Annotated in this window: 25 protein-coding genes, 1 tRNA gene and 1 pseudogene; 9 read left to right on the forward strand and 18 right to left on the reverse strand. The window is 58.6% G+C overall.

Translation table 11 applies throughout. The features are described 5' to 3' along the window. Positions 1 to 91: 91 nt before the first annotated feature. Positions 92 to 1474 (reverse strand): glutamine synthetase family protein, encoded by a 1383-nt coding sequence (locus ACMXYI_RS30485; protein ID WP_415770816.1) that lies wholly within the window; start codon positions 1472 to 1474, stop codon positions 92 to 94. 523 nt (positions 1475 to 1997) lie between these two features. Between ACMXYI_RS30485 and ACMXYI_RS30490 the strand changes: the two genes are divergently transcribed. From ACMXYI_RS30490 to ACMXYI_RS30500, 3 genes are all read left to right on the forward strand, one after another. Then, a complete protein-coding gene (locus tag ACMXYI_RS30490; RefSeq protein WP_415770818.1) occupies positions 1998 to 3182 on the forward strand; it encodes a cyanate transporter in 1185 nt (394 codons plus the stop codon). A gap of 15 nt (positions 3183 to 3197) precedes the next feature. Next, positions 3198 to 4115, forward strand: a complete 918-nt coding sequence (locus ACMXYI_RS30495; RefSeq protein ID WP_415770820.1) for a DMT family transporter — start codon at positions 3198 to 3200, stop codon at positions 4113 to 4115. 132 nt (positions 4116 to 4247) lie between these two features. Next, complete coding sequence (locus ACMXYI_RS30500) at positions 4248 to 5183, forward strand: LysR substrate-binding domain-containing protein (protein WP_415770822.1); 936 nt, start codon at positions 4248 to 4250, stop codon at positions 5181 to 5183. A 3-nt stretch (positions 5184 to 5186) separates the two neighbouring features. Here the strand turns inward: ACMXYI_RS30500 and ACMXYI_RS30505 are convergent, their stop codons facing one another. The 4 genes from ACMXYI_RS30505 to ACMXYI_RS30520 all read right to left on the reverse strand — a co-directional run bounded on the left by ACMXYI_RS30505 (position 5187) and on the right by ACMXYI_RS30520 (position 7479). Then, positions 5187 to 5552 (reverse strand): 5-carboxymethyl-2-hydroxymuconate Delta-isomerase, encoded by a 366-nt coding sequence (locus ACMXYI_RS30505; protein WP_415770824.1) that lies wholly within the window; start codon positions 5550 to 5552, stop codon positions 5187 to 5189. Between the two features lie 57 nt (positions 5553 to 5609). After that, positions 5610 to 6533 (reverse strand): LysR substrate-binding domain-containing protein, encoded by a 924-nt coding sequence (locus ACMXYI_RS30510; RefSeq protein WP_415770826.1) that lies wholly within the window; start codon positions 6531 to 6533, stop codon positions 5610 to 5612. A 169-nt stretch (positions 6534 to 6702) separates the two neighbouring features. Beyond that, entirely contained in the window at positions 6703 to 6894 is a 192-nt protein-coding gene (locus tag ACMXYI_RS30515) for a YegP family protein (protein WP_008074435.1), read from the reverse strand. A 240-nt stretch (positions 6895 to 7134) separates the two neighbouring features. After that, complete coding sequence (locus ACMXYI_RS30520; protein ID WP_415770828.1) at positions 7135 to 7479, reverse strand: hypothetical protein; 345 nt, start codon at positions 7477 to 7479, stop codon at positions 7135 to 7137. 37 nt (positions 7480 to 7516) lie between these two features. Between ACMXYI_RS30520 and ACMXYI_RS30525 the strand changes: the two are divergent. Continuing rightward, positions 7517 to 7636, forward strand: a pseudogene (locus tag ACMXYI_RS30525) (helix-turn-helix domain-containing protein); the annotation flags it as partial. Positions 7637 to 7790: 154 nt separating this feature from the next. After that, the gene (locus ACMXYI_RS30530; RefSeq protein WP_415774001.1) at positions 7791 to 8957 is read left to right on the forward strand and encodes an MFS transporter; all 1167 of its coding nucleotides are present in this window, start codon (positions 7791 to 7793) and stop codon (positions 8955 to 8957) included. A gap of 99 nt (positions 8958 to 9056) precedes the next feature. On the opposite strand, the gene ACMXYI_RS30535 is transcribed toward ACMXYI_RS30530, so the two are convergent. From ACMXYI_RS30535 to dapA, 5 genes are all read right to left on the reverse strand, one after another. Continuing rightward, positions 9057 to 9146 (reverse strand) — tRNA-Ser (locus ACMXYI_RS30535). Positions 9147 to 9229: 83 nt separating this feature from the next. Then, positions 9230 to 9943 carry a phosphoribosylaminoimidazolesuccinocarboxamide synthase gene (gene purC / locus ACMXYI_RS30540; RefSeq protein ID WP_008034929.1) on the reverse strand — a complete coding sequence of 238 codons (714 nt, stop codon included), beginning with the start codon at positions 9941 to 9943 and terminating at the stop codon, positions 9230 to 9232. A gap of 28 nt (positions 9944 to 9971) precedes the next feature. Continuing rightward, positions 9972 to 10730 carry an MBL fold metallo-hydrolase gene (locus tag ACMXYI_RS30545; protein WP_008153089.1) on the reverse strand — a complete coding sequence of 253 codons (759 nt, stop codon included), beginning with the start codon at positions 10728 to 10730 and terminating at the stop codon, positions 9972 to 9974. A gap of 4 nt (positions 10731 to 10734) precedes the next feature. After that, positions 10735 to 11856, reverse strand: a complete 1122-nt coding sequence (bamC, locus tag ACMXYI_RS30550) for an outer membrane protein assembly factor BamC (RefSeq protein WP_415770830.1) — start codon at positions 11854 to 11856, stop codon at positions 10735 to 10737. 17 nt (positions 11857 to 11873) lie between these two features. After that, the gene (gene dapA / locus ACMXYI_RS30555; RefSeq protein WP_129441946.1) at positions 11874 to 12752 is read right to left on the reverse strand and encodes a 4-hydroxy-tetrahydrodipicolinate synthase; all 879 of its coding nucleotides are present in this window, start codon (positions 12750 to 12752) and stop codon (positions 11874 to 11876) included. A 329-nt stretch (positions 12753 to 13081) separates the two neighbouring features. On the opposite strand from dapA, the gene ACMXYI_RS30560 reads away from it, so the two are divergent. Both ACMXYI_RS30560 and ACMXYI_RS30565 read left to right on the forward strand, forming a co-directional pair. Next, the gene (locus ACMXYI_RS30560) at positions 13082 to 13642 is read left to right on the forward strand and encodes a glycine cleavage system protein R (protein ID WP_008034925.1); all 561 of its coding nucleotides are present in this window, start codon (positions 13082 to 13084) and stop codon (positions 13640 to 13642) included. Between the two features lie 10 nt (positions 13643 to 13652). After that, on the forward strand, positions 13653 to 14126 hold the full coding sequence (locus tag ACMXYI_RS30565) for a peroxiredoxin (RefSeq protein WP_008153083.1): 474 nt from the start codon (positions 13653 to 13655) through the stop codon (positions 14124 to 14126). A gap of 36 nt (positions 14127 to 14162) precedes the next feature. Here ACMXYI_RS30565 and ACMXYI_RS30570 read toward each other — a convergent pair whose 3' ends face one another. Beyond that, on the reverse strand, positions 14163 to 15233 hold the full coding sequence (locus ACMXYI_RS30570; protein WP_415770832.1) for an AI-2E family transporter: 1071 nt from the start codon (positions 15231 to 15233) through the stop codon (positions 14163 to 14165). A 31-nt stretch (positions 15234 to 15264) separates the two neighbouring features. After that, positions 15265 to 15504 (reverse strand): sulfurtransferase TusA family protein, encoded by a 240-nt coding sequence (locus tag ACMXYI_RS30575; RefSeq protein ID WP_123366784.1) that lies wholly within the window; start codon positions 15502 to 15504, stop codon positions 15265 to 15267. Positions 15505 to 15602: 98 nt separating this feature from the next. Between ACMXYI_RS30575 and ACMXYI_RS30580 the strand changes: the two genes are divergently transcribed. Further along, on the forward strand, positions 15603 to 17036 hold the full coding sequence (locus ACMXYI_RS30580; RefSeq protein ID WP_415770835.1) for a M48 family metalloprotease: 1434 nt from the start codon (positions 15603 to 15605) through the stop codon (positions 17034 to 17036). 75 nt (positions 17037 to 17111) lie between these two features. Here the strand turns inward: ACMXYI_RS30580 and ACMXYI_RS30585 are convergent, their stop codons facing one another. From ACMXYI_RS30585 to rpoE, 4 genes are all read right to left on the reverse strand, one after another. Continuing rightward, positions 17112 to 18542, reverse strand: coding sequence for a DegQ family serine endoprotease (locus ACMXYI_RS30585; RefSeq protein WP_415770836.1), 1431 nt, complete (start codon positions 18540 to 18542; stop codon positions 17112 to 17114). Positions 18543 to 18723: 181 nt separating this feature from the next. Further along, complete coding sequence (locus tag ACMXYI_RS30590) at positions 18724 to 19680, reverse strand: MucB/RseB C-terminal domain-containing protein (protein ID WP_415770838.1); 957 nt, start codon at positions 19678 to 19680, stop codon at positions 18724 to 18726. An 8-nt stretch (positions 19681 to 19688) separates the two neighbouring features. Further along, positions 19689 to 20276 carry a sigma-E factor negative regulatory protein gene (locus tag ACMXYI_RS30595; RefSeq protein WP_033054066.1) on the reverse strand — a complete coding sequence of 196 codons (588 nt, stop codon included), beginning with the start codon at positions 20274 to 20276 and terminating at the stop codon, positions 19689 to 19691. A 30-nt stretch (positions 20277 to 20306) separates the two neighbouring features. Then, on the reverse strand, positions 20307 to 20888 hold the full coding sequence (gene rpoE / locus ACMXYI_RS30600; protein WP_007944079.1) for an RNA polymerase sigma factor RpoE: 582 nt from the start codon (positions 20886 to 20888) through the stop codon (positions 20307 to 20309). A gap of 558 nt (positions 20889 to 21446) precedes the next feature. Between rpoE and nadB the strand changes: the two genes are divergently transcribed. Further along, positions 21447 to 23063, forward strand: coding sequence for an L-aspartate oxidase (gene nadB / locus ACMXYI_RS30605; RefSeq protein WP_415770840.1), 1617 nt, complete (start codon positions 21447 to 21449; stop codon positions 23061 to 23063). Here nadB and ACMXYI_RS30610 read toward each other — a convergent pair. Further along, positions 23032 to 23484: a protein YgfX gene (locus ACMXYI_RS30610; protein WP_415770842.1), complete on the reverse strand. Its 453-nt coding sequence runs from the start codon at positions 23482 to 23484 to the stop codon at positions 23032 to 23034. The two genes, nadB and ACMXYI_RS30610, sit on opposite strands and share 32 nt — an antisense overlap. After that, complete coding sequence (locus ACMXYI_RS30615) at positions 23468 to 23722, reverse strand: succinate dehydrogenase assembly factor 2 (protein WP_033054070.1); 255 nt, start codon at positions 23720 to 23722, stop codon at positions 23468 to 23470. The genes ACMXYI_RS30610 and ACMXYI_RS30615 overlap by 17 nt, the downstream gene beginning before the upstream one ends. Positions 23723 to 23755: the final 33 nt, after the last annotated feature.

The raw sequence follows: 23755 nt of genomic DNA on the forward strand, positions 1-23755 counted from the left end.
TCAATTTTTCGTGAAAAAGAAGCCAACGATTAGTTGGCTCATGGCGCCAGGCCAAAACCTTTAACTTATTTGAGAATGGTTCAGGTTCTGTTCAGGCTTGATGCAAATACCAACGCCAGTCCTGCTCGCCGACTTCGCCCATGAACTGTCGGTACTCGGCACGTTTTACCGCCAGGTACACGCCGAGGAACTCACCGCCGAACGCTTCCCGCGCCCAGCTCGAACCTTCCAGCGCCCGCAACGTGGTCAGCCAGTCAGTCGGCAACAGTTCCGTGGCCTGGGCGTAGCCATTACCCTCCACCGGCGCACCGGGATCGAGTTGTTCGCGAATACCGCGATGGATCCCGGCCAGAATCGCCGCAGCCGCCAGATACGGGTTGGCGTCGGCGCCACAGATGCGGTGTTCGATATGCCGGGAAAACGCTGGCCCGCCGGGCACGCGCAAACTCACGGTGCGATTGTCCACGCCCCACGTGGGTGCCAGCGGCGCATAGCTGTTGGTCTGGAAGCGACGGTAAGAGTTGGCGTTCGGACAGAACAGCAGCAATGAATCGAGCAACGTACTGAGCATCCCGCCGACCGCCTGTTTCAGCAACGGCGTACCGTCCGGGGCTTCGCTGGCGAACAGGTTGTTGCCCTCCTTGTCCGCCAGGCTGACGTGCATGTGCATGCCAGTGCCCGCCAGGTCATCGAACGGTTTGGCCATGAAGCACGCCGTCATCCCGTGCTTATGCGCCACGCCCTTGACCAGTCGTTTGTAGCGCACCGCCTCGTCCATCGCCTGCAAGGCGTCGGTGCGGTGTTCGAGGGTGATTTCCACTTGCCCCGGCGCGTATTCAGAAATCGCCGTGCGCGCCGGAATGCCCTGGAGTTTGCAGGCGCTGTAGAGATCGGCCAGAAACGGCTCGATCTGTTCCAGTTCACGCAAGCCATAGACCTGAGTGCCCCGCGGTCGCCCGCCATCGACATCTCGCGCCGGTTGCGGCCGACCGTTGCCGTCGCGCTGCTGATCCAGCAGGTAGAACTCCAGCTCCGCCGCCATCACCGGGTAATAACCGTCGGCCTGCAAATCTTCGATCACTTTCGCCAGCAGATGCCGTGGATCGGCAATCGTCGCGGGCATCCCCTCCTTCGGGTGCATGCTGACCTGCACCGCCGCCGTAGGAATCAGCCGCCACGGCATGCGCGTCAAACTGCCGCTGATCGGGTACGCCCGGCAGTCGATATCGCCAACGTCCCAGACCAGGCCGGAGTTTTCCACGTCATCGCCATTGATGGTCAGGCCAAGAATGGTGCTCGGCAATGGCCGCCCGCTTTCGTACACCGCCAGCAGTTCATCGCGATGCAGCAACTTGCCCCGCGGTACACCGTTGTTATCGAGGATGAACAACTCGAACATCTCGATATCCGGGTTCTGTTCCAGAAAGGTCAGGGCTTCTTGCTTGGAGGCGAAAGATGTCGTGGCAACACTCATGGGAATTCTCTTATTTCCGCGTCAGGCAAACGCACAGGCGTCGCCGCTTTGATCCCGGCGCATAGCGCGGGACCTGTAAGAACAATCAACGGGAAATGCAGGAATCCGGTGGGCGCGCGTGACGGCAGTGCCACAGCGCCCAAAAGGCTAATTCGGAGGGAAGTGCGACGGGACAACCGTCCATAGATAAAACCGCAGAGAACAGATGACCGGCAGCGTCACACGGGAGGTTAAGTCGTTAAATCGGGATTTGAAGAACCTTGGTTGCAGGTTGGCTAAACATTCACAGACGGATCAAGTGTGAACAACATCTACCAAACACTGCATCGCCTGTGGGAGCGGGCTTGCCCGCGATGGCGGTTTCACATTCAGCGACTATGTCGACTGTCAGTACGCTATCGCGGGCAAGCCCGCTCCCACAGAAGTTTTGTATTTAATTTCTAAATACTGCTCAGGACTTTCTGATTTGCGACCCGTAGGCCTCGCGCGCCTAATCGGCTCCTTGTCATTCAAGGTCCGATAGATGGAAAACGTTCGCGCAACCTCTCGCCCCGCCCTCTGGCTGATGTTCAGCATCATTCTTGTCGCCCTGAACCTGCGGCCTTCCATGGCCGCCGTCGGTCCTTTGCTGTCGGCGATTCGCGGCGACATTGCACTGAGTTTCAGCCTGGCGTCGCTGTTGACCATGCTGCCAGTGATGGCGATGGGGCTGGCGATGTTCGTTGGGCTGAGCGTCAGCCAACGAATCGGCGAACAACGCACCGTGGTGCTCTCGCTGCTGATCATCAGCGTGGCCACGGTGTCGCGGTTATTCCTCGATTCGGCGGCCGAACTGATCCTCAGCGCCGTGCTGGCGGGTATCGGTATCGCGCTGATCCAGGCATTGATGCCGGCGCTGATCAAATCCCGCTTCAGCGACAACGTTTCCCTGTGCATGGGGCTCTACGTCACGTCGATCATGGGCGGCGCAGCGATTGCGGCGTCGTTTGCGCCGCTGGTGATGATCCGCACCGGCAGCTGGCGTGTAGGCCTGGCGATCTGGGCGGCGCTGGCGCTGGTAGCGCTGCTGTTTTGGTGCCTGCAACGTGAACGGATGCCAACACAGCCTGCTCAAGCGCAACGCAATGGGTCCTTCTTCGGCAATTCCCGCGCCTGGCTGCTCGCCATCTTCTTCGGCCTGGGCACTGCGTCCTACACCTGTGTGCTGGCCTGGCTGGCGCCGTACTACGTGGAAAAGGGTTGGAGCGAACAAAACGCCGGGTTGCTGCTGGGTTTCTTGACCGCCATGGAAGTGTTGTCCGGCCTGCTGACACCGGCCATCGCCAACCGCAGCCGTGACCGGCGCGTGGTGCTGGTGGTGTTGCTGGCGCTGATCATGGCCGGTTTCTGCGGGCTTGTTCTCAGCCCGCAACACCTGACTCTGTTGTGGCCATGTCTGCTGGGGCTCGGCATCGGCGGACTGTTCCCGATGAGCCTGATCGTGTCCCTGGATCATCTGGACAATCCCCAGCGTGCCGGCGGCCTGACCGCGTTCGTGCAAGGCATCGGCTACCTGATCGCTGGTCTCTCGCCGCTGATTGCCGGGTTGATCCGCGATCAGCTCGGCAGCTTCGAATGGGCCTGGTGGTCACTGACCGGCGTTATGGCACTGATGATCCTGATGGTCTTGCGCTTCGATCCGCGGCATTACGCCCGACACATCCACTGACCCGGACACCCCACCATGAAACACACCGGTTCCGCCGCCGCTCACGTCGGCATGTTGCTCTGGGCACTGTTGATCGCTGCATCGTTTTCTGCGGCAGCACAGGTCAGCCAGGCCATTGACCCGATCCTGCTGACCGGTTTTCGCCTGCTGTTCTGCGCCCTGGTGTTTTTGCCGCTGCTGCTGATCAAGGGCGATACCGCCATGACCGCCCGCGGACTGTTCGGCCATGCCGTGCTCGGCTTACTGCTGGCGGTGTATTTCGGCTCGTTGTTCGAGGCACTGCGCTACACCTCGGCCGTCTATACCGGAACGATGTTCACTTTGGTGCCACTGCTGACATTGCTGTTCGAAGCCGTATTGATGCCCGACAGCAACCTGAAACAGCGGGTGCTGCCGATGCTGATTGCCGCTGCCGGAGCCGTGTTGCTGGTTTTGAAAGGCGCAGGCCCTGGTGACCTGCCGTCGCTGTATGCAGTGTCGGTGTATGGCGTCGGTTGCCTGGCGATGGCGCTCTACTCGCCCCTGAGTCAACGGCTCAAGGCCAGCAGCCTCAAGGGTCGCGGCCCGGTGGGCATGACTTTCTGGAACATGCTGTTCGGCGCACTGTTTCTGCTGGCATTCTGTGGGTTCAGCGGCGGCTGGCGATCGGCGTCATTGCTGACCGTGAGCGATTTCTGGTGGCTGATTTACCTGGCGGTGTTCGCCACCCTGGCGACCTTCTGGCTGCTGCATCGGGCCATCGGCGTTATCGCCCCTTCCTCGGTCATTTCCTACATTTACCTGAGCACGCTGTTCCTCACATTGTTTCACTGGCTCTGGTTACGTCAGTCGCCACTGCCGCTGGAAATCATCGGTGCGCTGCTGGTGGGAGTCGGTATGTGGGCACTGCTGATGTCCAGCCGCCGCGGGGTGCCAGCAGCCGTTCAGGGCTGAAGGCCTCTGGAATTGCCCCACAACTTTCCATGAAAACTCCTACAAGGCATTCTCCTGGCACCATCGTTCCGTTAGGATCACTCGCACAAGTTTGCGCACAGTCAGCGCAAGGAGCACAGCGAGACGAAACGGATGTTGAACAGTAACTTGCTTAGAAAGCTCGATATGCAGGACCTCATGGTATTTATCGCCGTGTATGAGCAAAGCAGCGTCAGCGGTGTATCCGAGGCGCTCTGCGTCAGCCAGTCCACCGTGAGTTACTGCCTGAAAAAGCTGCGCACCAGTTTCGAAGACGAACTGTTCATCAATACCCGCGCGGGTATGCGCCCCACCTACAAAGCCAGCACCATGTACGCCCACGTGCTGAAGATCCTCGAAAGCATCAACCTGTGTCACGCCGGTGCACCAGCATTCGACCCCACCCTGCAACCAGTCACCTTCAATATCTGCGCACCGGAATACTTCGAGCAGTTGATCCTGCCGCGTCTGTTGAAAAGCTTCGATTTCGCCGACCTGCCAGTGATGATCAACATGCACAAGTTCGAAACCGACATCCCGGCCGAAGAACTGCGCGACGGCAGCCTCGACCTGGTAATTTGCTTCGGCCCGAACTTTCATCGCAGTCACGGCGATTTCAATTCCCGGATGTTGCTGGAGGATGACCTGGTCTGTGTCTTCGATAAACGTGCCACACCACCGGAGCCGCGTTTAAGCCTGCAAGCCTTCGTCGAACGCCGGCACGTGTTCCCGACACCCTGGACTTCCACCACCAACATGGTCGACGGCTGGCTGGCGCAGCAGGCGCAAAAACGGCAGATCATCGCGCGCTCCAACAGCTACAGCGCGGCACTGAAGATGATTACCGGTACCGACTTCATCCTGACCCTGCCTCGGCGTATCCAGCAATTGCTGGCCAACGACGCGATCTTCAATCATTGCGAAGCGCCCAACGGCTTGCCGGGGTTCAGCCTCGACATGCAGTGGAGCCAGAATGTCGATCAGGACAGCGCCAACACCTGGCTGCGCGAGCAAGTGGTCAAGGCCTGCACCGAGCAGGAAATGGCCTGAAACTCAGTGGCTGATGGCTATCTTGGTGTAGGACTCTCGATCGATGTCGAGGATTTCCACGGCCAGCTGGACTCCAATGTTCGCCGGCCAATCACACAGCTCCTGCACCACGGCCAGCAAACTTTCGGACAACTGCTTCTTGATCTGCGGTGAGCGACCGCTCAACAGTGCCAGTTTCACATGCACAAAGGCTCGCTCACCTGACACCGTACCGACCTTGAACGTCTCAACCTTCACCGCTCGGCTCTTGATGTCGTATTCGGCAGCAAACTGACCGGAGGCCACCAACGCATTGTTGAGCCGGATCAACGCCACGTCGGCATTGAGCTCGGGCAGGTTGGCGGTGTATTCCATGTGCAGGTGAGGCATGACTGAGCTCCTGAAAGTGGACAGAAAGGTCGTACATATAACACAGCATCGCCCTGCTCACTCGGGCGGTAAAACCGCGCGTTCACTCATAAACGCCTCCAGCCGCGACCTCAACCAGCGCTCGGCGGGGTCGGTATCGACATGACTGAGCCAGACCATCGACAGATCCAGGGTCGGCGTCTTGAACGGGAACGGTTCCTTGAACAGCAGGCCGGACGCGGCCATCGCTTCGGCGGCGTAATCCGGCAGACTGGCGATCAGATCGGTCCCGGCCAGCAAGGCCGGTAGCGAGCTGTATTGCGGCACGGAAAGGACGACTTGGCGCGTACGACCAATCTCCGCCAGCCACTCATCGGCGTAGCCACTGACATTGGCGGTGTGGGAAACCAGCACGTGTGGTCGCGCGCAATACTCATCGAGTGTTAGCGGTGTGTCCGATGCGTCCGCGCGCAAAATGTTGGGAAGGATGTGCCGCAATAACTTGCGCTTGGCGTTGGCCGGCAGCCCGCGGGTCTGGCTGATACCAACGGTGATATCGCCGGACGCCAGCAAATCCGGAATCCGCCAGTAATCGACATGTTGCACCACGAACACCACCTTCGGTGCTTCCTGGCGCAAGGCGCGCAGCAACGGCGGTAGCAGGCCAAACTCGACATCGTCCGACAGTCCGATACGAAAGGTCATGGTGCTGCTGGCGGGGTCGAAATCATGGGTCAGGCTCAACGCCACCGACAACGAATCCAGCGCCGGAGACAGGTGCAGAATAATCTCCTCGGCCCGCGCCGTCGGCTCCATACGATGCCCGACACGTATGAACAGTGGATCGTTGAACATCGTGCGCAAGCGATTGAGCGCAGAACTGATGGTCGGCTGGCCGAGAAACAACTTCTCCGCCACCCGGGTGACGTTGCGTTCGAGCATCAGCGTTTCAAACACCACCATCAGGTTGATGTCGGCCTTGCGTAGTTCGTTACGATTCATCCACTGACCCCGCTCCCAAATCTGCTGACAGTTTAGGTAGCTGTCGCAATCGGCGTCTATGCGACTCAAGCAGTTTGCGTTTAAACCGGACTCAGGCAGCGGATTCATAACCGTAAGACCGCCCGTTGGAACGAAGCTGCTCTGACTGAGCAGCTTCACCGCCTGAAGCCTAGATTTCCTTGACCGGGGTCTGATCGTGGGTCCCTTTGATCAAACTGATGGCATGCACACAATCAGACTTGTTGACGTAAGCCTCCCCGCTGGCAATCGTTTCATGGTTTCCCGCCCTCAAACGCCACCGCCATTGACCTTTGCCGGTCTGTGCGATGCCACGGGTTTGCCTGTAAATCTCAAAATACATTGCTCGCTCCTTGCGATTGCTGATGACGGCAGATCAGTGATCTGCGAAACCAGAGTAGATGAGGTTTTTTTTGAGGCAGAGTCTTTCAATGTCAGGGGATGTTTCGCAGATCCAGCCTTGATTGGCGGGACGACCAATAGATTCGGGGGCCGGTAAATTGGGTGACTGCGCTGAGTAACTTTTCCCTTGAAGAGGCATATTTTTCTTACGCTGCGGTGCTGTCTGGTCCGACGCGACTGTTCACTGATTTTTCTGCTGAGTTGAATCGTCAGCTGACAGGGCCAAAGGCTGTTCTTCCATCAGCACGGCATCTTCCTCAAGTTCTGTTTGAGGTTGAGACGCGACAGCGGTGGTGACTGGGTCAGGATGGGGCAGGAAACCCCGTACAGCCCTTTCAATCAGTGAAAGGATTCCATAGGTGATGAAGCCAAAGATCAGTCCAACAACCAAAATGCTCAAAGGGTGCATCTGCGCTGCATCGGGGCTTTCCAACATGTAGCTAAAAGCCTGAACAGCAACGGTCAGGCAAGCCGCAAATGCTGCCACCAGCTTCACAAACACCCAAATCCGTCGCCATCTGTTCATGCACGCCCCCGTCATCCGGTGATTTGCTCTGTATTGCATGATAGCTAATGACCGGGGTTACATCGAAAGCCATCGCCGGCAGAAAGGCGACTCTCTTCAGCAGATTGCGCAACTGCTTGATCGAAATCACTCATCGATACAGCGTATGTTGGCGGAGGTAGCGGCCACGCGGCGGCTGGGGGCGAGGCGCAATTAGAGGCCTACACCAAAACAGGTTTTCGAGGATCATGATGAAAACTACTGACAAGTCGGGTGACACTTCGATTACTGCGCCAATCAAGAAGGCGTCAACCGGGAATGTCTGGCGCACCATGCCTGGCGGCATCTGGGCGTTGGGCTTCGTCTCGATGCTGATGGACATCTCTTCAGAGATGATCCATGCATTGTTGCCGCTCTATATGGTCACCGTACTGGGTACCTCCGTTTTGGCGGTGGGTCTGATCGAAGGCATAGCCGAGGCTACGGCCTCGATCACCAAGGTATTCTCCGGGGCACTCAGTGATCGATTGGGCAAGCGAAAACTGCTCGCGGCGCTGGGCTATGGGCTGGGGGCGCTGTCCAAACCGATCTTTCCTTTGGCGGGCTCGCTGGACTGGCTGATCGGGGCGCGCTTTATCGACCGCATTGGCAAAGGTATTCGCGGCGCCCCGCGCGATGCGTTGGTGGCCGACATCACGCCGTCCGCGATACAGGGGGCAGCTTTCGGCCTGCGGCAAACTCTGGATACCGTTGGTGCATTCCTGGGACCGTTGCTGGCGATCGGATTAATGTGGCTAACCGCAAACCACTTCCAGACTGTGTTCTGGGTGGCCGTCATCCCGGCCTTCCTTGCCGTCGCGGTGCTGCTGGTGTTCGTTCATGAGCCCAAACAAGTGGAAGGAGCGCGCCGGGTGCGTGCGCCTTTGAGCCGGCGGGAATTAGCCCGACTGGGCGCTGGCTACTGGTGGGTGGTGGGTGTCGCTGCGGTGTTCACCCTGGCGCGCTTCAGCGAAGCCTTTCTGATTCTGCGCGGTCAGGCCGTCGGGCTGGCGCCGATGTGGGCGCCAGCGGTGCTTGTCCTGATGAGCGTGGCGTACTCACTGTCAGCCTATCCCGCCGGTGCCTTGTCTGATCGTGTCAGCCGCGTGGCGGTGCTCGGCGTAGGTCTGATATTGCTGATTGCTGCCGACCTGACTCTGGCGTTCGCGCCGGGTATCGATGGCCTGGTCGTCGGCGTCGTTCTATGGGGGCTGCACATGGGGTTTACCCAAGGGATATTCGCCGCACTGATCGCCGATTGCGCGCCGGCTGAACTGCGCGGGACGGCATTTGGCATGTTCAATCTGTTGACCGGGTTGACCTTGCTGCTGGCCAGCGTCATCGCTGGGGCGTTGTGGGACACGGTAGGCTTCCAAGGCACTTTCTTGATGGGTGGCGGCTTTGCTGTTCTGACTTTGCTGGGATTGTGGGTGATCCAGGCGAGAGTTCAGGTTCGATAGCAAAGAGCACAGGCGGCAAATTTGCCCTAAACGAAACGCCAGAAACGAAAAAGCCCCTGAAATCTTTAACAATTTCAGGGGCTTAGTCTTATTCAATAATGGCGGAGAGATAGGGATTCGAACCCTAGGTACCGGTGAAGGTACAACGGATTTCGAATCCGTCCCATTCGGCCACTCTGGCATCTCTCCAACGGCGCGCATCATAACAACACTTTTGCCGGAAGCGAACCCCCTAAGCGAAATTTTTCCGTGCTATCAGATGCTTGCGTCGATTAAAGCGGTACGCCCAGACGATTGGCGACTTCTTCGTAGGCTTCGATAACGTCACCGAGGCCCTGACGGAAGCGGTCCTTGTCCATTTTCTTGCCGGTGGCCTTGTCCCACAGACGGCAGCCGTCCGGACTGAATTCGTCGCCCAGGACGATGGAACCGTCGGAGAACACGCCGAATTCCAGTTTGAAGTCGACCAGCAGCAGGCCGGCGTCGTCGAACAGTTTGCTCAGGACTTCGTTGACCTTGAGCGACAGTTCTTTCATGCGAACCAGTTGCTCGGCGGTGCCCCAACCGAATGCCACGACGTGGGATTCGTTGATGAACGGGTCGCCCTTGGCGTCGTCCTTCAGGAACAGTTCGAAGGTGTAAGGGTTGAGCTTCATGCCCTCTTCGACGCCCAGGCGCTTGACCAGGCTGCCGGCGGCGTAGTTACGCACGACGCACTCGACCGGGATCATGTCGAGTTTCTTCACCAGACATTCGTTGTCGCCCAGCAGTTTGTCGAATTGGGTCGGCACGCCGGCTGCTTCGAGTTTCTGCATGATGAAGGCGTTGAACTTGTTGTTCACCATGCCTTTGCGGTCGAGCTGCTCGATGCGCTTGCCGTCGAACGCCGAAGTGTCGTTGCGAAACAGCAGGATCAAGCGGTCAGCGTCGTCGGTCTTGAAAACCGATTTGGCTTTGCCGCGGTAGAGTTCTTCACGTTTTTCCATGATGGGCTCCGCTTGCTAAGTAGGTGGGCTAGGCGATGTGTCGCCAGTCGAGCCCTGAATCTTGATCGGCCAGTTGCAGCCAGTCCGGGTCGCACCCGAGGGTGTCGACAAAACATTGCCGGGCCAGCTGCGGCAGGTTGTTCTTGCTGCTCAGATGGGCCAGGACCAGGTGTTGCAGGCCTTGCCAGCCCAACTCGGACACCAGGAATGCCGCCTGATGGTTGTTCAAATGCCCCAGTTCACCGCCTACCCGTTGCTTGAGAAAGTACGGATAGTGACCGCGAGCCAGCATGTCACGGCAATGGTTGGACTCGATCATCAACGCATCGAGATCCCGATAGCCGTCCAGCACCTTGTTGCAATACGAGCCCAGGTCCGTCAACAGGCCAAAACGCCGCTCACCGTCACTGAAGACATATTGCGTCGGCTCCTGTGCATCATGGGCGACGGCAATGACGCCGATGCTCAGTGCGCCGATCTGCAGTTGCTCGCCGCCAGCCAGAAGGCCAGCCGGTTCAATCGGTTTGCGCATCCCGCGCAGGGTCCCGCGACTGAGGTAGACAGGCAGATTGTAGCGCCGAGACAGCAAACCCACGCCATGCACGTGGTCGGCATGTTCGTGGGTCACGAGTATCGCGCTCAGCTGCGCAGGGTTCACACCCAGGCGCAGCAGGCGTTTTTCGGTTTCCCGCAGGGAGAAACCACAATCCACCAGCACATACGTGTCAGCGCTGGCTATCAGCGTGCCGTTCCCTTGGCTACCGCTGCCGAGAACGGCAAAACGCATGTGATCAGCCCAGGTTGTCCTGAATCACGCTCAACACTTTGCGCGCCACGTCTGCTGGCGCCACGGTGTTGATGTTTTTCTCGACGGTGACCTGGACGTTGTCGCCAACCTTGCTCAGGCGAACCTGATAACGCTCGGCACGGGCTTCAACTTCTTCCTTGTCCGGCTTGCTGCCGAACAGACCACTGAAGAAACCAGGCTTCTCGTCCTTCTTCTCGGCTTTTTCGGCCAGGTTGATGTAGTACAGACCCAGGCTGCGGTTGATGTCTTCTACGCGCCATTCGCCCTGTTCCAGCGCACGACCGACGCTCGACCAGGCACGATCCAGATCGGTGCCGACGTTCAGGACAGGGTTACCGCTGCCGTCTTCGCTCAGGCTGACACGACTTGGTGTATCGGAGTCACGCGAAGCCAGCATGGAGACCGAACCGCCCTTCTCCGAGGTGCGGCTCATGCTTGCGAGCATGTCGTCGACCAGTGCCGCGTCCAGGCCAGTGTTGACCGAACGGTTGGTGAAGGCCACGTCGGCGGTGCTGCCGGCAGGACGCTCGGCGCTGACCACGTAGATTTCACTGGTGTTGCGCTGCACGCCAGGCTCGATGCGGACCCGCACGCGGGTTTCGCTGTCGGCGCCGACACCGGCTGCGCTCAGGCGCTTGGCCATCGCTGCGGACAGTTCGTCGGAATGCTGCCAGGTGGTGGTGAATTCGCCGGTTTGCGGACGCTGTTCGTCCAGACGGAAACCGTTGTCCTGGAAGAACTGCACGGCCACTGGCCAGGCTTCGGCCGGTGGGTTCTGAGCGACGATCCAACGCGAATCACCGGTCTTTTGCAGGGAGTAGGCGCTGGCGTCGGCCCCGGCCCCGGCCGACAACGGCTGCGGACGAGGCACGATGTACTCGCCCTTGACGGTGTCATCGGCCACGTTGCGCGGGATCGGCAACAGCGGATCCAGACGTTTGGCGGTGCTGACATCCGGCGGCAATTGCATGGGTGCAGTCTGTTGCGCTTCCAGGTAATCGCTACCGCGGTCACGGAAATAACCTTCCGGGCCCCAGACCCATCCGCAGCCACTGGTGCTGGAGATGATCAAGGCAAGTGCGGAAAGTCCGGCCAATCGCTTCATGCGTAGTACTTCCTCAATTAAACCAGGACGCCGGACTGGCGCATGGCCTGCCGCAGCGGTTCGTGACAGGCAGCACTGAGCCAGGTGAGCGGCAGACGGATACCGTCCGGCATCAAGCCCATTTCATGCAGTGCCCATTTCACGGGGATAGGGTTGGATTCGATAAACAGGGTTTTATTGAGCGGCATCAGCTTTTCGTGAATCGCGCGGGCCGTCACGGCGTCGCCTTTCAGAGCAGCGTTGCACAGGTCGGCCATGTCGCGCGGCGCAACGTTGGCGGTCACCGAGATGTTGCCCTTGCCGCCAAGCAGGATCAGCTCGACTGCGGTGGCGTCGTCACCGGAGATCACCAGGAAGTCTTTGCTCACGCCGTCGATGATGGCCTTGGCACGGGACAGGTCGCCGGTGGCTTCCTTGATGCCGATGATATTTTTCACGGTCGACAGGCGGATCACGGTTTCGGCTAGCATGTCGCACGCCGTACGGCCGGGCACGTTATAAAGGATCTGCGGGATGTCGACGGCTTCGGCGATGGCCTTGAAGTGCTGGTACAAGCCTTCCTGGGTCGGCTTGTTGTAATACGGCGTCACCAGCAGGCAAGCATCGGCGCCGGCGGTCTTCGCATTGGTGGTCAGCTCGATGGCTTCGCGCGTCGAGTTGGCGCCAGTACCGGCGATCACCGGAATGCGCCCTGCAACCTGCTTCACCACGTAACGAATCACTTCGATGTGCTCGTTCACGTCAAGGGTGGCCGATTCACCTGTGGTGCCGACCGCCACGATGGCGTGGGTGCCGTTTTGCAGGTGAAAGTCCACCAGTTTGCTCAGGCTGTCCCAGTCGAGACGACCTTGTGCATCCATGGGTGTGACCAGTGCCACCATACTGCCCGCAATCATGCAACCGCTCCTGCCGGAAAAAGAGAGCGGTAATGGTACTGGCGCCAAGATGCTTGTACAAGCGAAGTACTGCGCTGCTGCCATTCCCCTTGGCGCTGCTTTTCGCTACCCTTCAGACTTTGATCGGTACTGATAAGCTCGTACGCCGGGTTCCAGCCTCCATTTTCGGCATCACAAGCCCCGATCCAGCGTTGCCACCCCTCGCTCTTGCCACTCTGGAGCACGTTGCAACCTTGCGGCTCGGGTTTTTTGAATTCGCATCCGCAGGCTCGCTCCCGGTAAAAAAAGCCCGTAGAAGTATCGACCGCTCATCGCTTTAGGAATGCTGCATGTCCACCCCCACAGTTCGCGAACAATTCCTTGTCATCAGTGCCCTCGGCGCCAACCCCATGGAGCTGACTAACGTCCTGTGCCGCGCCAGCCATGAAAACCGCTGCGCCGTGGTCACCTCTCGCCTGACGCGCCATGGCGAGTGCAGTGCGTTGATCCTCGAGATCTCCGGCAGCTGGGACGCCTTGGCGCGCCTCGAAGGCAGCCTGCCGAGTCTCGCCAAGAAGCACGCCTTTACGGTCAATGTGGTACGCAGCGCGGCGCTGGAGAATCGTCCCCAGGCCCTGCCATACGTCGCTTATGTCAGCTCGGCTTACCGCTCGGACATCATCAACGAGCTGTGCCAGTTCTTCATGGACCACAACGTCGAGCTGGAGAACCTGACCTGCGACACCTATCAGGCTCCGCAAACCGGCGGCACCATGCTCAACGCCACGTTTACCGTGACCTTGCCGGCCGGTGTTCAAATCAGCTGGCTGCGCGATCAGTTCCTGGATTTCGCCGACGCGCTGAACCTGGATGCCCTGATCGAACCGTGGCGCCCACAAAACCCAATGTAAGGAAGCTTTCATGGCCGTTGCCATCGACCAACCGGTTGCCGACTTCGAAGCACCCGCCACCAGCGGGCAGACCGTCAACCTCGCGAGCCTCAAAGGCAAGCAGGTGGTGATTTACTTCTATCCGAAGGACAGCACGCCAGGCTGCACCACTCAGGGTCAGGGCTTTCGCGACCAGCTCGACGCCTTTAAAGCCGCCAACACTGAAGTGTTCGGCGTGTCCCGCGACAGCCTTAAATCACACGAAAACTTCAAGGCCAAGCAGGCGTTCACCTTCGAGCTGATCAGCGACAAGGAAGAAGCGCTCTGCCAGCAGTTCGACGTGATCAAGCTGAAAAAGCTCTATGGCAAAGAATATATGGGCGTTGATCGCAGCACGTTCCTGATCGACAAGGACGGTGTGCTGCGTCAGGAATGGCGCGGTGTGAAGGTGCCGGGCCATGTGGATGCGGTATTGGCTGCGGCTCAGGCGCTGAACAAGGCCTGATCGTTGACGTCTGTGGGAGCCCGCCCCACAGACTCCTTACAACAGCGGCGCCACCACCGGTTCTTTGCGCGGCCATGCGTCCAGCACAGCCTTGAACAGGGTTGCTAGCGGAATCGCAAAGAACACGCCCCAAAACCCCCACAGCCCGCCAAACAACAACACCGCGCAGATGATCGCTACCGGATGCAGATTGACCGCTTCCGAGAACAGCAGCGGCACCAGCACGTTGCCGTCCAGTGTCTGGATGATCCCGTAGACCGCCATCAAATAGATGAACTGATCGCTCCAGCCCCACTGGAACAGCGCAATCAGCATGACCGGCACGGTCACCACCACTGCGCCGACGTAAGGCACCACCACCGACACGCCCACCAGTAATGCCAGTAGCGCCGCGTAGTTCAGCCCCAGAACAACGAAACCGATGTAGGTCACGCCACCGCAAATGAAAATCTCGATGACCTTGCCGCGAATGTAATTGGCGATCTGCCGGTTCATCTCGTGAGCGACGCGGGTGATCAGCGCCCGCTCACGGGGCAGGTAACCACGCACCCAGTGACCAATCATCTCTCGGTCCTTGAGAAAGAAAAACACCAGGATCGGCACCAGCACCAGGTAGATCATGATGTTCACCAACAGCGGCAGACTCGACAGCGAGAACGTCAGCGCCCACTGACCGAACTTGCCAATCTCACCCCGCGCCACTTCGATGGCCTGCAGCACCTGCTCATCGGATACCAGATGCGGGTAGCGCTCGGGCAGCAGCAATAACAGCGACTGCCATTTGGCGAGCATGCCGGGTAACTCGTTGAACAGCGTAATCAACTGATGCCAGAGCAACGGCACCACAACCACGATGAACACCAGCAATAGCCCCATGAACAACGCAAAGACCAACCCCACCGCCACCCCGCCCGGCATGCGCAGGCGTTCGAGAGTGACGACCAACCCTTGCATCAGATACGCCAGCACCATCCCGGCCAGCACGGGTGCAAGCATGCCGCCCAGCGTCAGCACGGCGGTAAACGCCAGAAACAGCAGGACCGCCAGCACAACGGCTTCTTCATCGGAGAAGTAGCGCTGAATCCAGTCGCGTAACACCTTGAACATCAATAATCCTTAGAAACGAACGCAGCAGAATTCAGGCTTTTTTCAACCAGTAGCGGTAAACACCCGCGTCATCTTCTTCACGAAGCAGCGTATGACCGGCCAATCGGGCAAAGGTGCGGAAGTCGCGCTGCGAGCCCGCATCGGTGGCAATTACCTTCAGCACTGCGCCGCTGGCCAGTCGATTGAGCTCCATCTTGGCCTTGAGCAACGGCAAGGGGCAGTTCAGGCCGCTGGCGTCGAGCTCGGCGTCATGGGCTACAGCGTCGGTCATTGCATCACTCCGGGGTCAGGTGGTCGAGCGGCTAGAATATCTGGTCCGAAGCGTAGTGTCCGGCTACAGTAAGGTCTTTGTCGACTAAGGCTTTGTGCATGACTTTTTTGCGCCCTACCCTGCTGACGCTCGCTTGCCTGCTCGCCTCACCGGGCTTCGCCGACGACCTGCCGTCACTCGGCGACGCCAGTTCTGCCATCGTCTCGCCGCAACAGGAACACCAGTTGGGCCGTGCCTGGCTGGCGCTGTTGCGCAGCCAGGTTTCGCAGCTCAACGATCCACAGCTCAAGGACTACGTCGAATCCAGCGTCTACAGGCTGGTAGAGACCAGCCAGGTCAATGACCGGCGCCTGGAATTCATCCTGATCAACAGCCCGCAACTCAACGCCTTCGCGGCACCGGGCGGCATTGTCGGGGTTAACGGCGGCTTGTTCCTCAATGCCCAGACCGAAGGCGAATACGCCTCCGTACTCGCTCACGAATTGGCTCACTTGTCGCAGCGCCACTTCGCCCGTGGCGTCGAAGCCCAACAGCGCATGCAGGTGCCGATGATGGCCGCGCTGCTGGCCGGGATCGTGATTGCCGCAGCTGGCGCCGGTGATGCCGGGATCGCGGCCATTGCGGGTACGCAGGCGGCGGCCATTCAGGAACAGCGGCGTTTCTCGCGCCAGAACGAACAGGAAGCTGACCGCATCGGCATCCTCAATCTGGAGAAGGCCGGTTACGACCCGCGCTCGATGCCGACCATGTTCGAGCGATTGGCGCGCCAATACCGCTTTGACGCCAAGCCACCGGAATTTCTGCTGACTCACCCGGTGACCGAGTCGCGGATTGCGGACACCCGTAACCGCGCCGAACAGGCAAAACCCGGCGGCATCGAAGACACGATGCGTTATCAGCTGATTCGTGCACGGGTCCAGTTGATCTATGAAGAAACCCCAGGCCTGGGCGCCAAACGCTTTCGCGCCCAGCTTGATGAAAACCCGAAAAATGATGTCGCTCGCTATGGCCTGGCCATCGCCCAGATCAAGGGCGGCCAGTTGAATGAAGCACGGGAAAACCTCAAGTTGCTGCTGGCCAAGTCGCCGAACGAGATCATCTACAACCTGGCGCAGGTCGATCTGGACATCACCAACAATCGCCTGCCGGACGCCCAGTCCCGGGTTGACCGGATGCTTACTCAGTACCCAGGTAACTATCCGCTGAATTCGGTGCGAGTCGATCTGCTGCTCAAGCAGAACCGCGCGCCCGAAGCGGAAAAAGCACTGGAGAATCTGCTCAAGAGCCGTCCGGACGATCCGGACGTCTGGTACATGGTGGCCGAGACTCGCGGTCTGTCAGGCAACATCATCGGCCTGCATCAGGCCCGCGCCGAGTATTTCGCCCTGGTCGGGGATTACCGCCAGGCCATTCAGCAGCTGGACTTCGCCAAGCGCAAGGCAGGTACCAACTTCCCGCTGTCGTCGCGGATCGATGCAAGGCAACGTGAGCTGATGGAGGAAGAGCGCATGATCAAGGACATGATGGGCTGACGCTTGTCAGAAAAAATTTCAGACATAAAAAAACCGCCTCTTTCGAGGCGGTTTTTTATTCAACCAACAACCGGATTATTCAGCCAGTTTGAAGGTGATGAAGCTGGCACGTCCTTGACGCAGAACCCGCATCGACACCGAGCGGTTCTTCGGCAGCGCCTTGGCGATATCGGTGAACTCCTTGGTGGAACCGATTGCCTGATTGTTCAGGTGAGTGATCACGTCGCCTGGCTGCAGGCCAATCAGAGAAGCAGGACCGTCCTGGACTTCCTTGATGACGACGCCGCCTTTGAGGTCGTAGGTTTTCTTCTGCTCATCAGTCAGTTCGACCACGGAAACACCCAGACGATTGCTGCTGCGCTCGGTGGCAGATTTCGGCAGCGCATCCAGCTCTTTGCCTTCTTCCGGAATAGCGCCGACGGTCAACTCGACATTCTTGCGCTTACCTTCACGAATCACTTCCAGATCAGCTTTCGAGCCGGCCTTCAGCGCACCTACCAGGTGTGGCAGATCGGCGGACATGACGATCGGTTGACCGTTCATGGTCAGGATCACGTCACCTACTTGCAGGCCACCCTTGGCGGCCGGGCCGTCATCCTGGATCTGAGCCACCAGCGCACCGGCTGGCTTATCCAGACCGAACGACTCGGCCAGGTCCTTGTTCACTTCCTGAATCACTACACCCAACCAGCCACGGCTGACTTTTCCGCCGCTTTTGAGCTGATTGGAAACGTCCATCGCGACATCGATAGGGATCGCGAACGACACGCCCATGAAGCCGCCGGAACGGGTGTAGATCTGCGAGTTGATGCCGACCACTTCACCAGCCAGGTTGAACAGCGGACCACCCGAGTTACCCGGGTTGATCGGCACGTCGGTCTGGATGAACGGCACATAGTTTTCGTTCGGCAGGCTGCGACCGATGGCGCTGACAATACCTTGGGTCACGGTATGGTCGAAACCGAATGGCGAGCCAATCGCCACGACCCACTGGCCGGCTTTCAGATCCTGGGATTTGCCGAGTTTCAGGACCGGCAGATCCTTGCCTTCGATTTTCAACAGCGCCACGTCGGAACGTGGATCGGTGCCGATCAGCTTGGCCTTCAATTCGCTGCGGTCGGCGAGACGAACGAGAATTTCGTCGGCATCGGCAATTACATGGTTGTTGGTCAGGATGTAGCCATCAGGCGAGATGATGAAGCCCGAACCCAGGGACTGGGCTTCGCGCTGACGATCACCGCGTGGCGTACGAGGCTGTGGCGGCATGCCGCGCTCAAAGAACTCGCGCAGCATTGGTGGCAAGTCATCAAGGTTAGGCATCTCCTGGCTCGACACTTTGCGGTCCGGCAGTTTCTGCGTGGTACTGATGTTCACCACCGCGGGCGAGGCCTGCTCGACCAACTGTGTGAAGTCAGGCAACTCGGCCGCCTGAACAGCGACCGCCTGACCAAGCACCAGCACGGTGGCAAAAATAGAGAGATAAGACTTCAAGCGTGGTATCGACATACGGCTCCCGTTACGACGAGCATGGTTAAGCAATATGGAGCAAGGAACACCGGGAACGATACGCCGGTATTTTTGTTCCGGGAACAACAAACAAGGCCAGAGCCGAGGGGCTCTGACCTATAGAAAAAATCGGGGATATTTGCAAGTTGAAATGCTCACCAAACATTTCGATTTCAGCTCACTACTTGGTTGCAGTGGCGTCGCTGCGCATGGATAGCGCAATCCGTTCAGCGGTGCCAATCGGAATCTCACCGACCACGGTCACCATCATTTCGCCTTGCGGGGTAGTCAAGCGTCGGGAAACTGCAACGGTCGGCCCCAACTGGGTGCGAGTGTCAGTAATTGTTGCGCCATTCAACGGCTCAAGGAAAACCGAGAAACGGGCCAGACCATCGTCATACATCAGACTGTTGACTTGGGTTTTGGTCTCTGGATCTTTGCGGGAGGTACTGCTGGTCAGCTCGAAACCAGGTGGTAACCAGTCCGAACGCCATACTTGCGCTGCCTTGACTGCAGATGCCTTGTCACTGTCGAGGGCAATAGTTTTGCAATCGGCGCCAGGCTGCAAGTCACTGTCGGACGGAACATCGGCGGTATCCAGTTGCGTGAACTGGAATCGCTCCAGCAACTGCCCTCGCTCATTCAGAAGCAATGATTTGAGAGGCAGACCGGTTTCTTTATCCAGATGCAATTCAAAACCGTAGCGGTGTTGATCGCGAGGTGTCAGTGAAACGATCACTGCCGCACGCCCGGCCACACGCGACTTGCCAATGACGGCAAGGTCATACCAATTCTTTAGCTTTTGTGGATCGAGTGTACGAGCAGAGGAGCTGGGGGAATCTCCAAGCCCTGCTATCAGAATGCCGCTGACGCATTGAGTACGCCCATCAATGCGCACGACTTCCTGTGCCGAGCCGTCGAGCTGGAGTAAACGCTCGCGGACCTTGCCATCCTGGACGCGGTGCCAGATGTTATGGGTAGAAAAACTACCGTTACGCTCGTAGACGAATGTACCGTGAAAGCTTTGCTGTTGCTCGGCTTGGCCCAGACGGGTCAACCAGTCCTGGGCTTCATCAGCATGGGCTGGAACAACAAACCAGCCACCGAGCAGAAGCGTAAGTAGAGGGATGGCGCGCATGATCCTCCTTAACGGTTTTCCAGACTTGCTGCACGAGCGTAAGGCAGAGCGCTCTCAGTACCTTTCAGTGCAGCCTGTTGAGCATGTTGGCGCAAGTAGCCTGGCAGACGCTGATCGTGCCACCCTGGCTGACCTTGCAATACGCCGTTGGCCATAGGGCCAGTGGCTTCCGAACTCTCATTGTAGCCTGCTAATACAGCTGGACCCTTGACCTGAGGAACGGCCAGACCTGGTTGACTGGATTGTTGAGCCAGTTCGACCCCAGCGATCTCGTCCTGGTTATACAGGCGAACACCTGCCAGTACAGCGAGGGTTACCGAAGCAGCGACCGCCAGACGACCCAGGCTGCGCCATGGACCACGGGAGGCTTTTGCAGGTACAGCTTCGTCAGCCAGCGCAGCAGAGACTGCCGCAGCGATATCCAGACGTGGAAGCAGCAAATCCTTGTGCATAACTGCCCGAGCGATTTGATAACGAGCCCAGGTATCACGGGTTTCAACATCGTCAAAGGCATTCAATACCCGACGCAATTCCAATTCGTCCGCTTCGTTATCCATCACTGCGGACAGCGATTCCTGCAGGGCTTCACGACTCATGGCGTTCCTCTCTTGGCTGTCGCCGCTGTCTCAGTTTTCCTGCAACAACGGCTGCAGGGCTTTATCGATGGCCTCCCGAGCGCGGAAAATCCGGGAGCGCACGGTACCCACCGGACATTGCATGACTGCTGCAATGTCCTCGTAACTCAGACCATCGAATTCACGTAAAGTTAAAGCCGTACGCAAATCTTCTGGAAGTTGCTGGATGGTTCGATGGACGGTGCCTTCGATCTCATCCCGCAGCAATGCACGCTCTGGCGACTCGAGATCCTTGAGGCCATGATCGCCATCGTAGAACTCTGCATCTTCGGAACTGACATCGCTATCCGGCGGCCGACGGCCGCGTGAAACCAAATAGTTTTTCGCCGTGTTGATGGCGATGCGGTAAAGCCACGTATAAAACGCGCTGTCCCCGCGAAAATTTCCAAGTGCACGGTACGCCTTGATAAAGGCTTCCTGCGCCACATCCTGGGCTTCATGGGTGTCGTGCACGAAACGCACGATCAACCCGAGAATTTTGTGCTGGTATTTCAGCACTAGCAGATCGAAAGCTCGCTTGTCGCCGCGTTGAACGCGTTCGACCAGCTGCTGATCCTCTTCCTGGGTTAGCATGAACACTCCTCGATAAGCTCGGAGGAGGCTTGCATAACTAAACGACCAGACTTGCAAACATAGACTCGGGCTTTTCGCAAAAGTTCTCCCCCTCCAAGCAAGTTTCCTGCGGGCTCTGATTTGGCACGCACGAAAAGCGCAGCGCGGGTTAACCCGGCTGCGCGAATAATCTTGTCATCGGATTCGCCGGCAAGGATCAAATCACAGATCCCGCGTTGAAGCCGACACTGTCCCTTGAATCAGGCAACGGTCTATTGATCTTGGGCCTTTGGCAAAAGTTCCAAATATTTATAGCTGCGCAGAACCGACATTGTGCAACCGTGAATAGAAAAAGACTGTTAAATCGTTGATACAGTCGTCTTGTCGCCTAACCGGCCGAAAAACCATCCGACGAAGCGTCAGGTATTTTCCGTCACAGTAGTTTCACAATGCCATGTGCGCTCGCTATTGTGCCGCTCCCCCCCTCTATATACTAGTGGGCTGTGTGGCTGTCTTGACTCGCCGATCCAGGTGTCTTGCGCCAACCCCGACCCGGGTCGCTTTGAGCGGAATCCTGAAATGAGCCAACAGTTTCAACACGATGTTCTGGTAATTGGCAGCGGTGCTGCCGGCTTGAGCCTTGCGCTGACCTTGCCCGGTCATTTGCGCATCGCCGTACTGAGCAAAGGCGACCTCGCCAATGGCTCGACTTTCTGGGCCCAGGGTGGCGTCGCTGCCGTCCTGGATGACACCGACACCGTTGAATCACATGTCGATGACACCCTCAATGCTGGCGGCGGCCTGTGCCACGAAGACGCCGTGCGCTTTACCGTCGAGCACAGTAAAGAGGCGATTCAATGGCTGATCGACCAAGGTGTGCCTTTCACGCGCGATGAACAGTCCGGCACCGAAGATGGCGGATTCGAGTTCCACCTGACCCGCGAAGGCGGTCACAGCCATCGGCGCATCATCCATGCCGCCGATGCCACGGGCGCAGCGATTTTCAGAACCTTGCTCGACAAGGCCAGGCAACGACCGAACATCGAACTGCTGGAACAGCGGGTCGCGATCGACCTGATCACCGAAAAGCGCCTGGGCCTTGAAGGCGATCGCTGCCTCGGCGCCTACGTCCTCAATCGCGGGACCGGTGAAGTCGACACCTACGGTGCTCGCTTTGTGATCCTCGCATCGGGCGGCGCAGCAAAGGTCTATCTCTATACCAGCAACCCCGACGGCGCCTGCGGTGATGGCATTGCCATGGCCTGGCGTTCGGGCTGCCGGGTGGCGAATCTGGAATTCAACCAGTTCCACCCCACTTGCCTGTATCACCCGCAAGCCAAGAGTTTCCTGATCACCGAAGCCCTGCGCGGCGAAGGCGCACACCTGAAGCTGCCCAACGGCGAACGTTTCATGCAACGCTTCGACCCTCGCGCCGAACTGGCCCCCCGCGACATCGTCGCCCGGGCCATCGACCATGAAATGAAGCGCCTGGGCGTCGATTGTGTCTATCTGGACATCAGCCATAAACCGGAAGCGTTCATCAAGACTCACTTCCCGACGGTGTACGAACGCTGCCTCGAATTCTCCATCGACATCACCAAACAACCGATTCCGGTGGTTCCGGCGGCGCACTACACGTGCGGCGGCGTGATGGTCGATCAACAGGGTCGCACCGATGTGCCGGGGCTATATGCCATTGGCGAAACCAGTTTCACCGGCCTGCACGGCGCCAACCGCATGGCCAGCAACTCGTTACTCGAGTGTTTCGTTTACGCGCGTTCGGCGGCGGCGGACATTCTTGAGCAACTGCCGCAGGTTTCGATTCCGATCGCCCTGCCCGTCTGGGATGCGAGCCAGGTCACCGACTCCGATGAGGACGTGATCATTGCGCACAACTGGGACGAACTGCGGCGATTCATGTGGGACTACGTCGGCATTGTGCGCACCAACAAGCGCTTGCAACGGGCACAGCACCGCGTGCGGTTATTGCTGGACGAAATCGACGAGTTCTACAGCAACTACAAGGTCAGTCGGGACTTGATCGAACTGCGTAACCTGGCCCAAGTGGCCGAACTGATGATTCGGTCAGCCATGGAACGCAAGGAGAGTCGCGGCCTGCATTACACCCTCGACTATCCAAATATGCTGCCGGTTGCCTTGGACACTATTCTGGTGCCGCCCACCTACGTCGACTGAACGTGAGCCGAACCCGCAGGCGCCGGTGCAGATCCGCCGCCTGCGAGTCGCGGGGAACGCAGATTGATCTGACCCTCCGTTCGTCTCGCAGACGAAAACGCAGTACAACGAGCAAAGGTAGCGCCAGGCTGTCCGGTCGTAGCTGCACCGATTGCCAACCCTCCTCCTGATTCCACAATTGCCAGCCATCGGCATTGCGACGCAAGCCGCGAAATGCCCTTGGGTGTGTCAGCAGAATCTGTCGCGGTAACGCCCAAGCGCCGTGAGCCAGACAGCAAAAAGCGCCGAGCAGACTGGCCCAGACCGGTATAGAGAGAAGGTACAGCGAACCCAGCGCGAACAGCTGGGCCAGAAGATACGCCGCCAGCAATTGCCGTGAGGCATGCCAGCGGCATTCGAACGCATTACTTGGGCTGGACACGATCCAGGATCATGCGAACCATGCGCTGAAGCTCCGGATCTTCCGATTCGGCGCGTTCCATGAACCAGCCGAACATGTCCTGATCTTCGCATTCGAGCAGCCTGCGGTAGCAATCGCGGTCGACGTCATTGAGGTGCGGATAGACCTCTTTCACGAACGGTACCAGCAACACGTCAAGCTCAAGCATGCCGCGGCGGCTGTGCCAGTAGAGGCGATTCAGTTCAACATCTTCGACCATGGAGCGCTCCTCAAATAGGCGGCAAGTATACAG

The organism is Pseudomonas lyxosi, from assembly GCF_047758685.1.
Taxonomy (GTDB): domain Bacteria; phylum Pseudomonadota; class Gammaproteobacteria; order Pseudomonadales; family Pseudomonadaceae; genus Aquipseudomonas; species Aquipseudomonas lyxosi.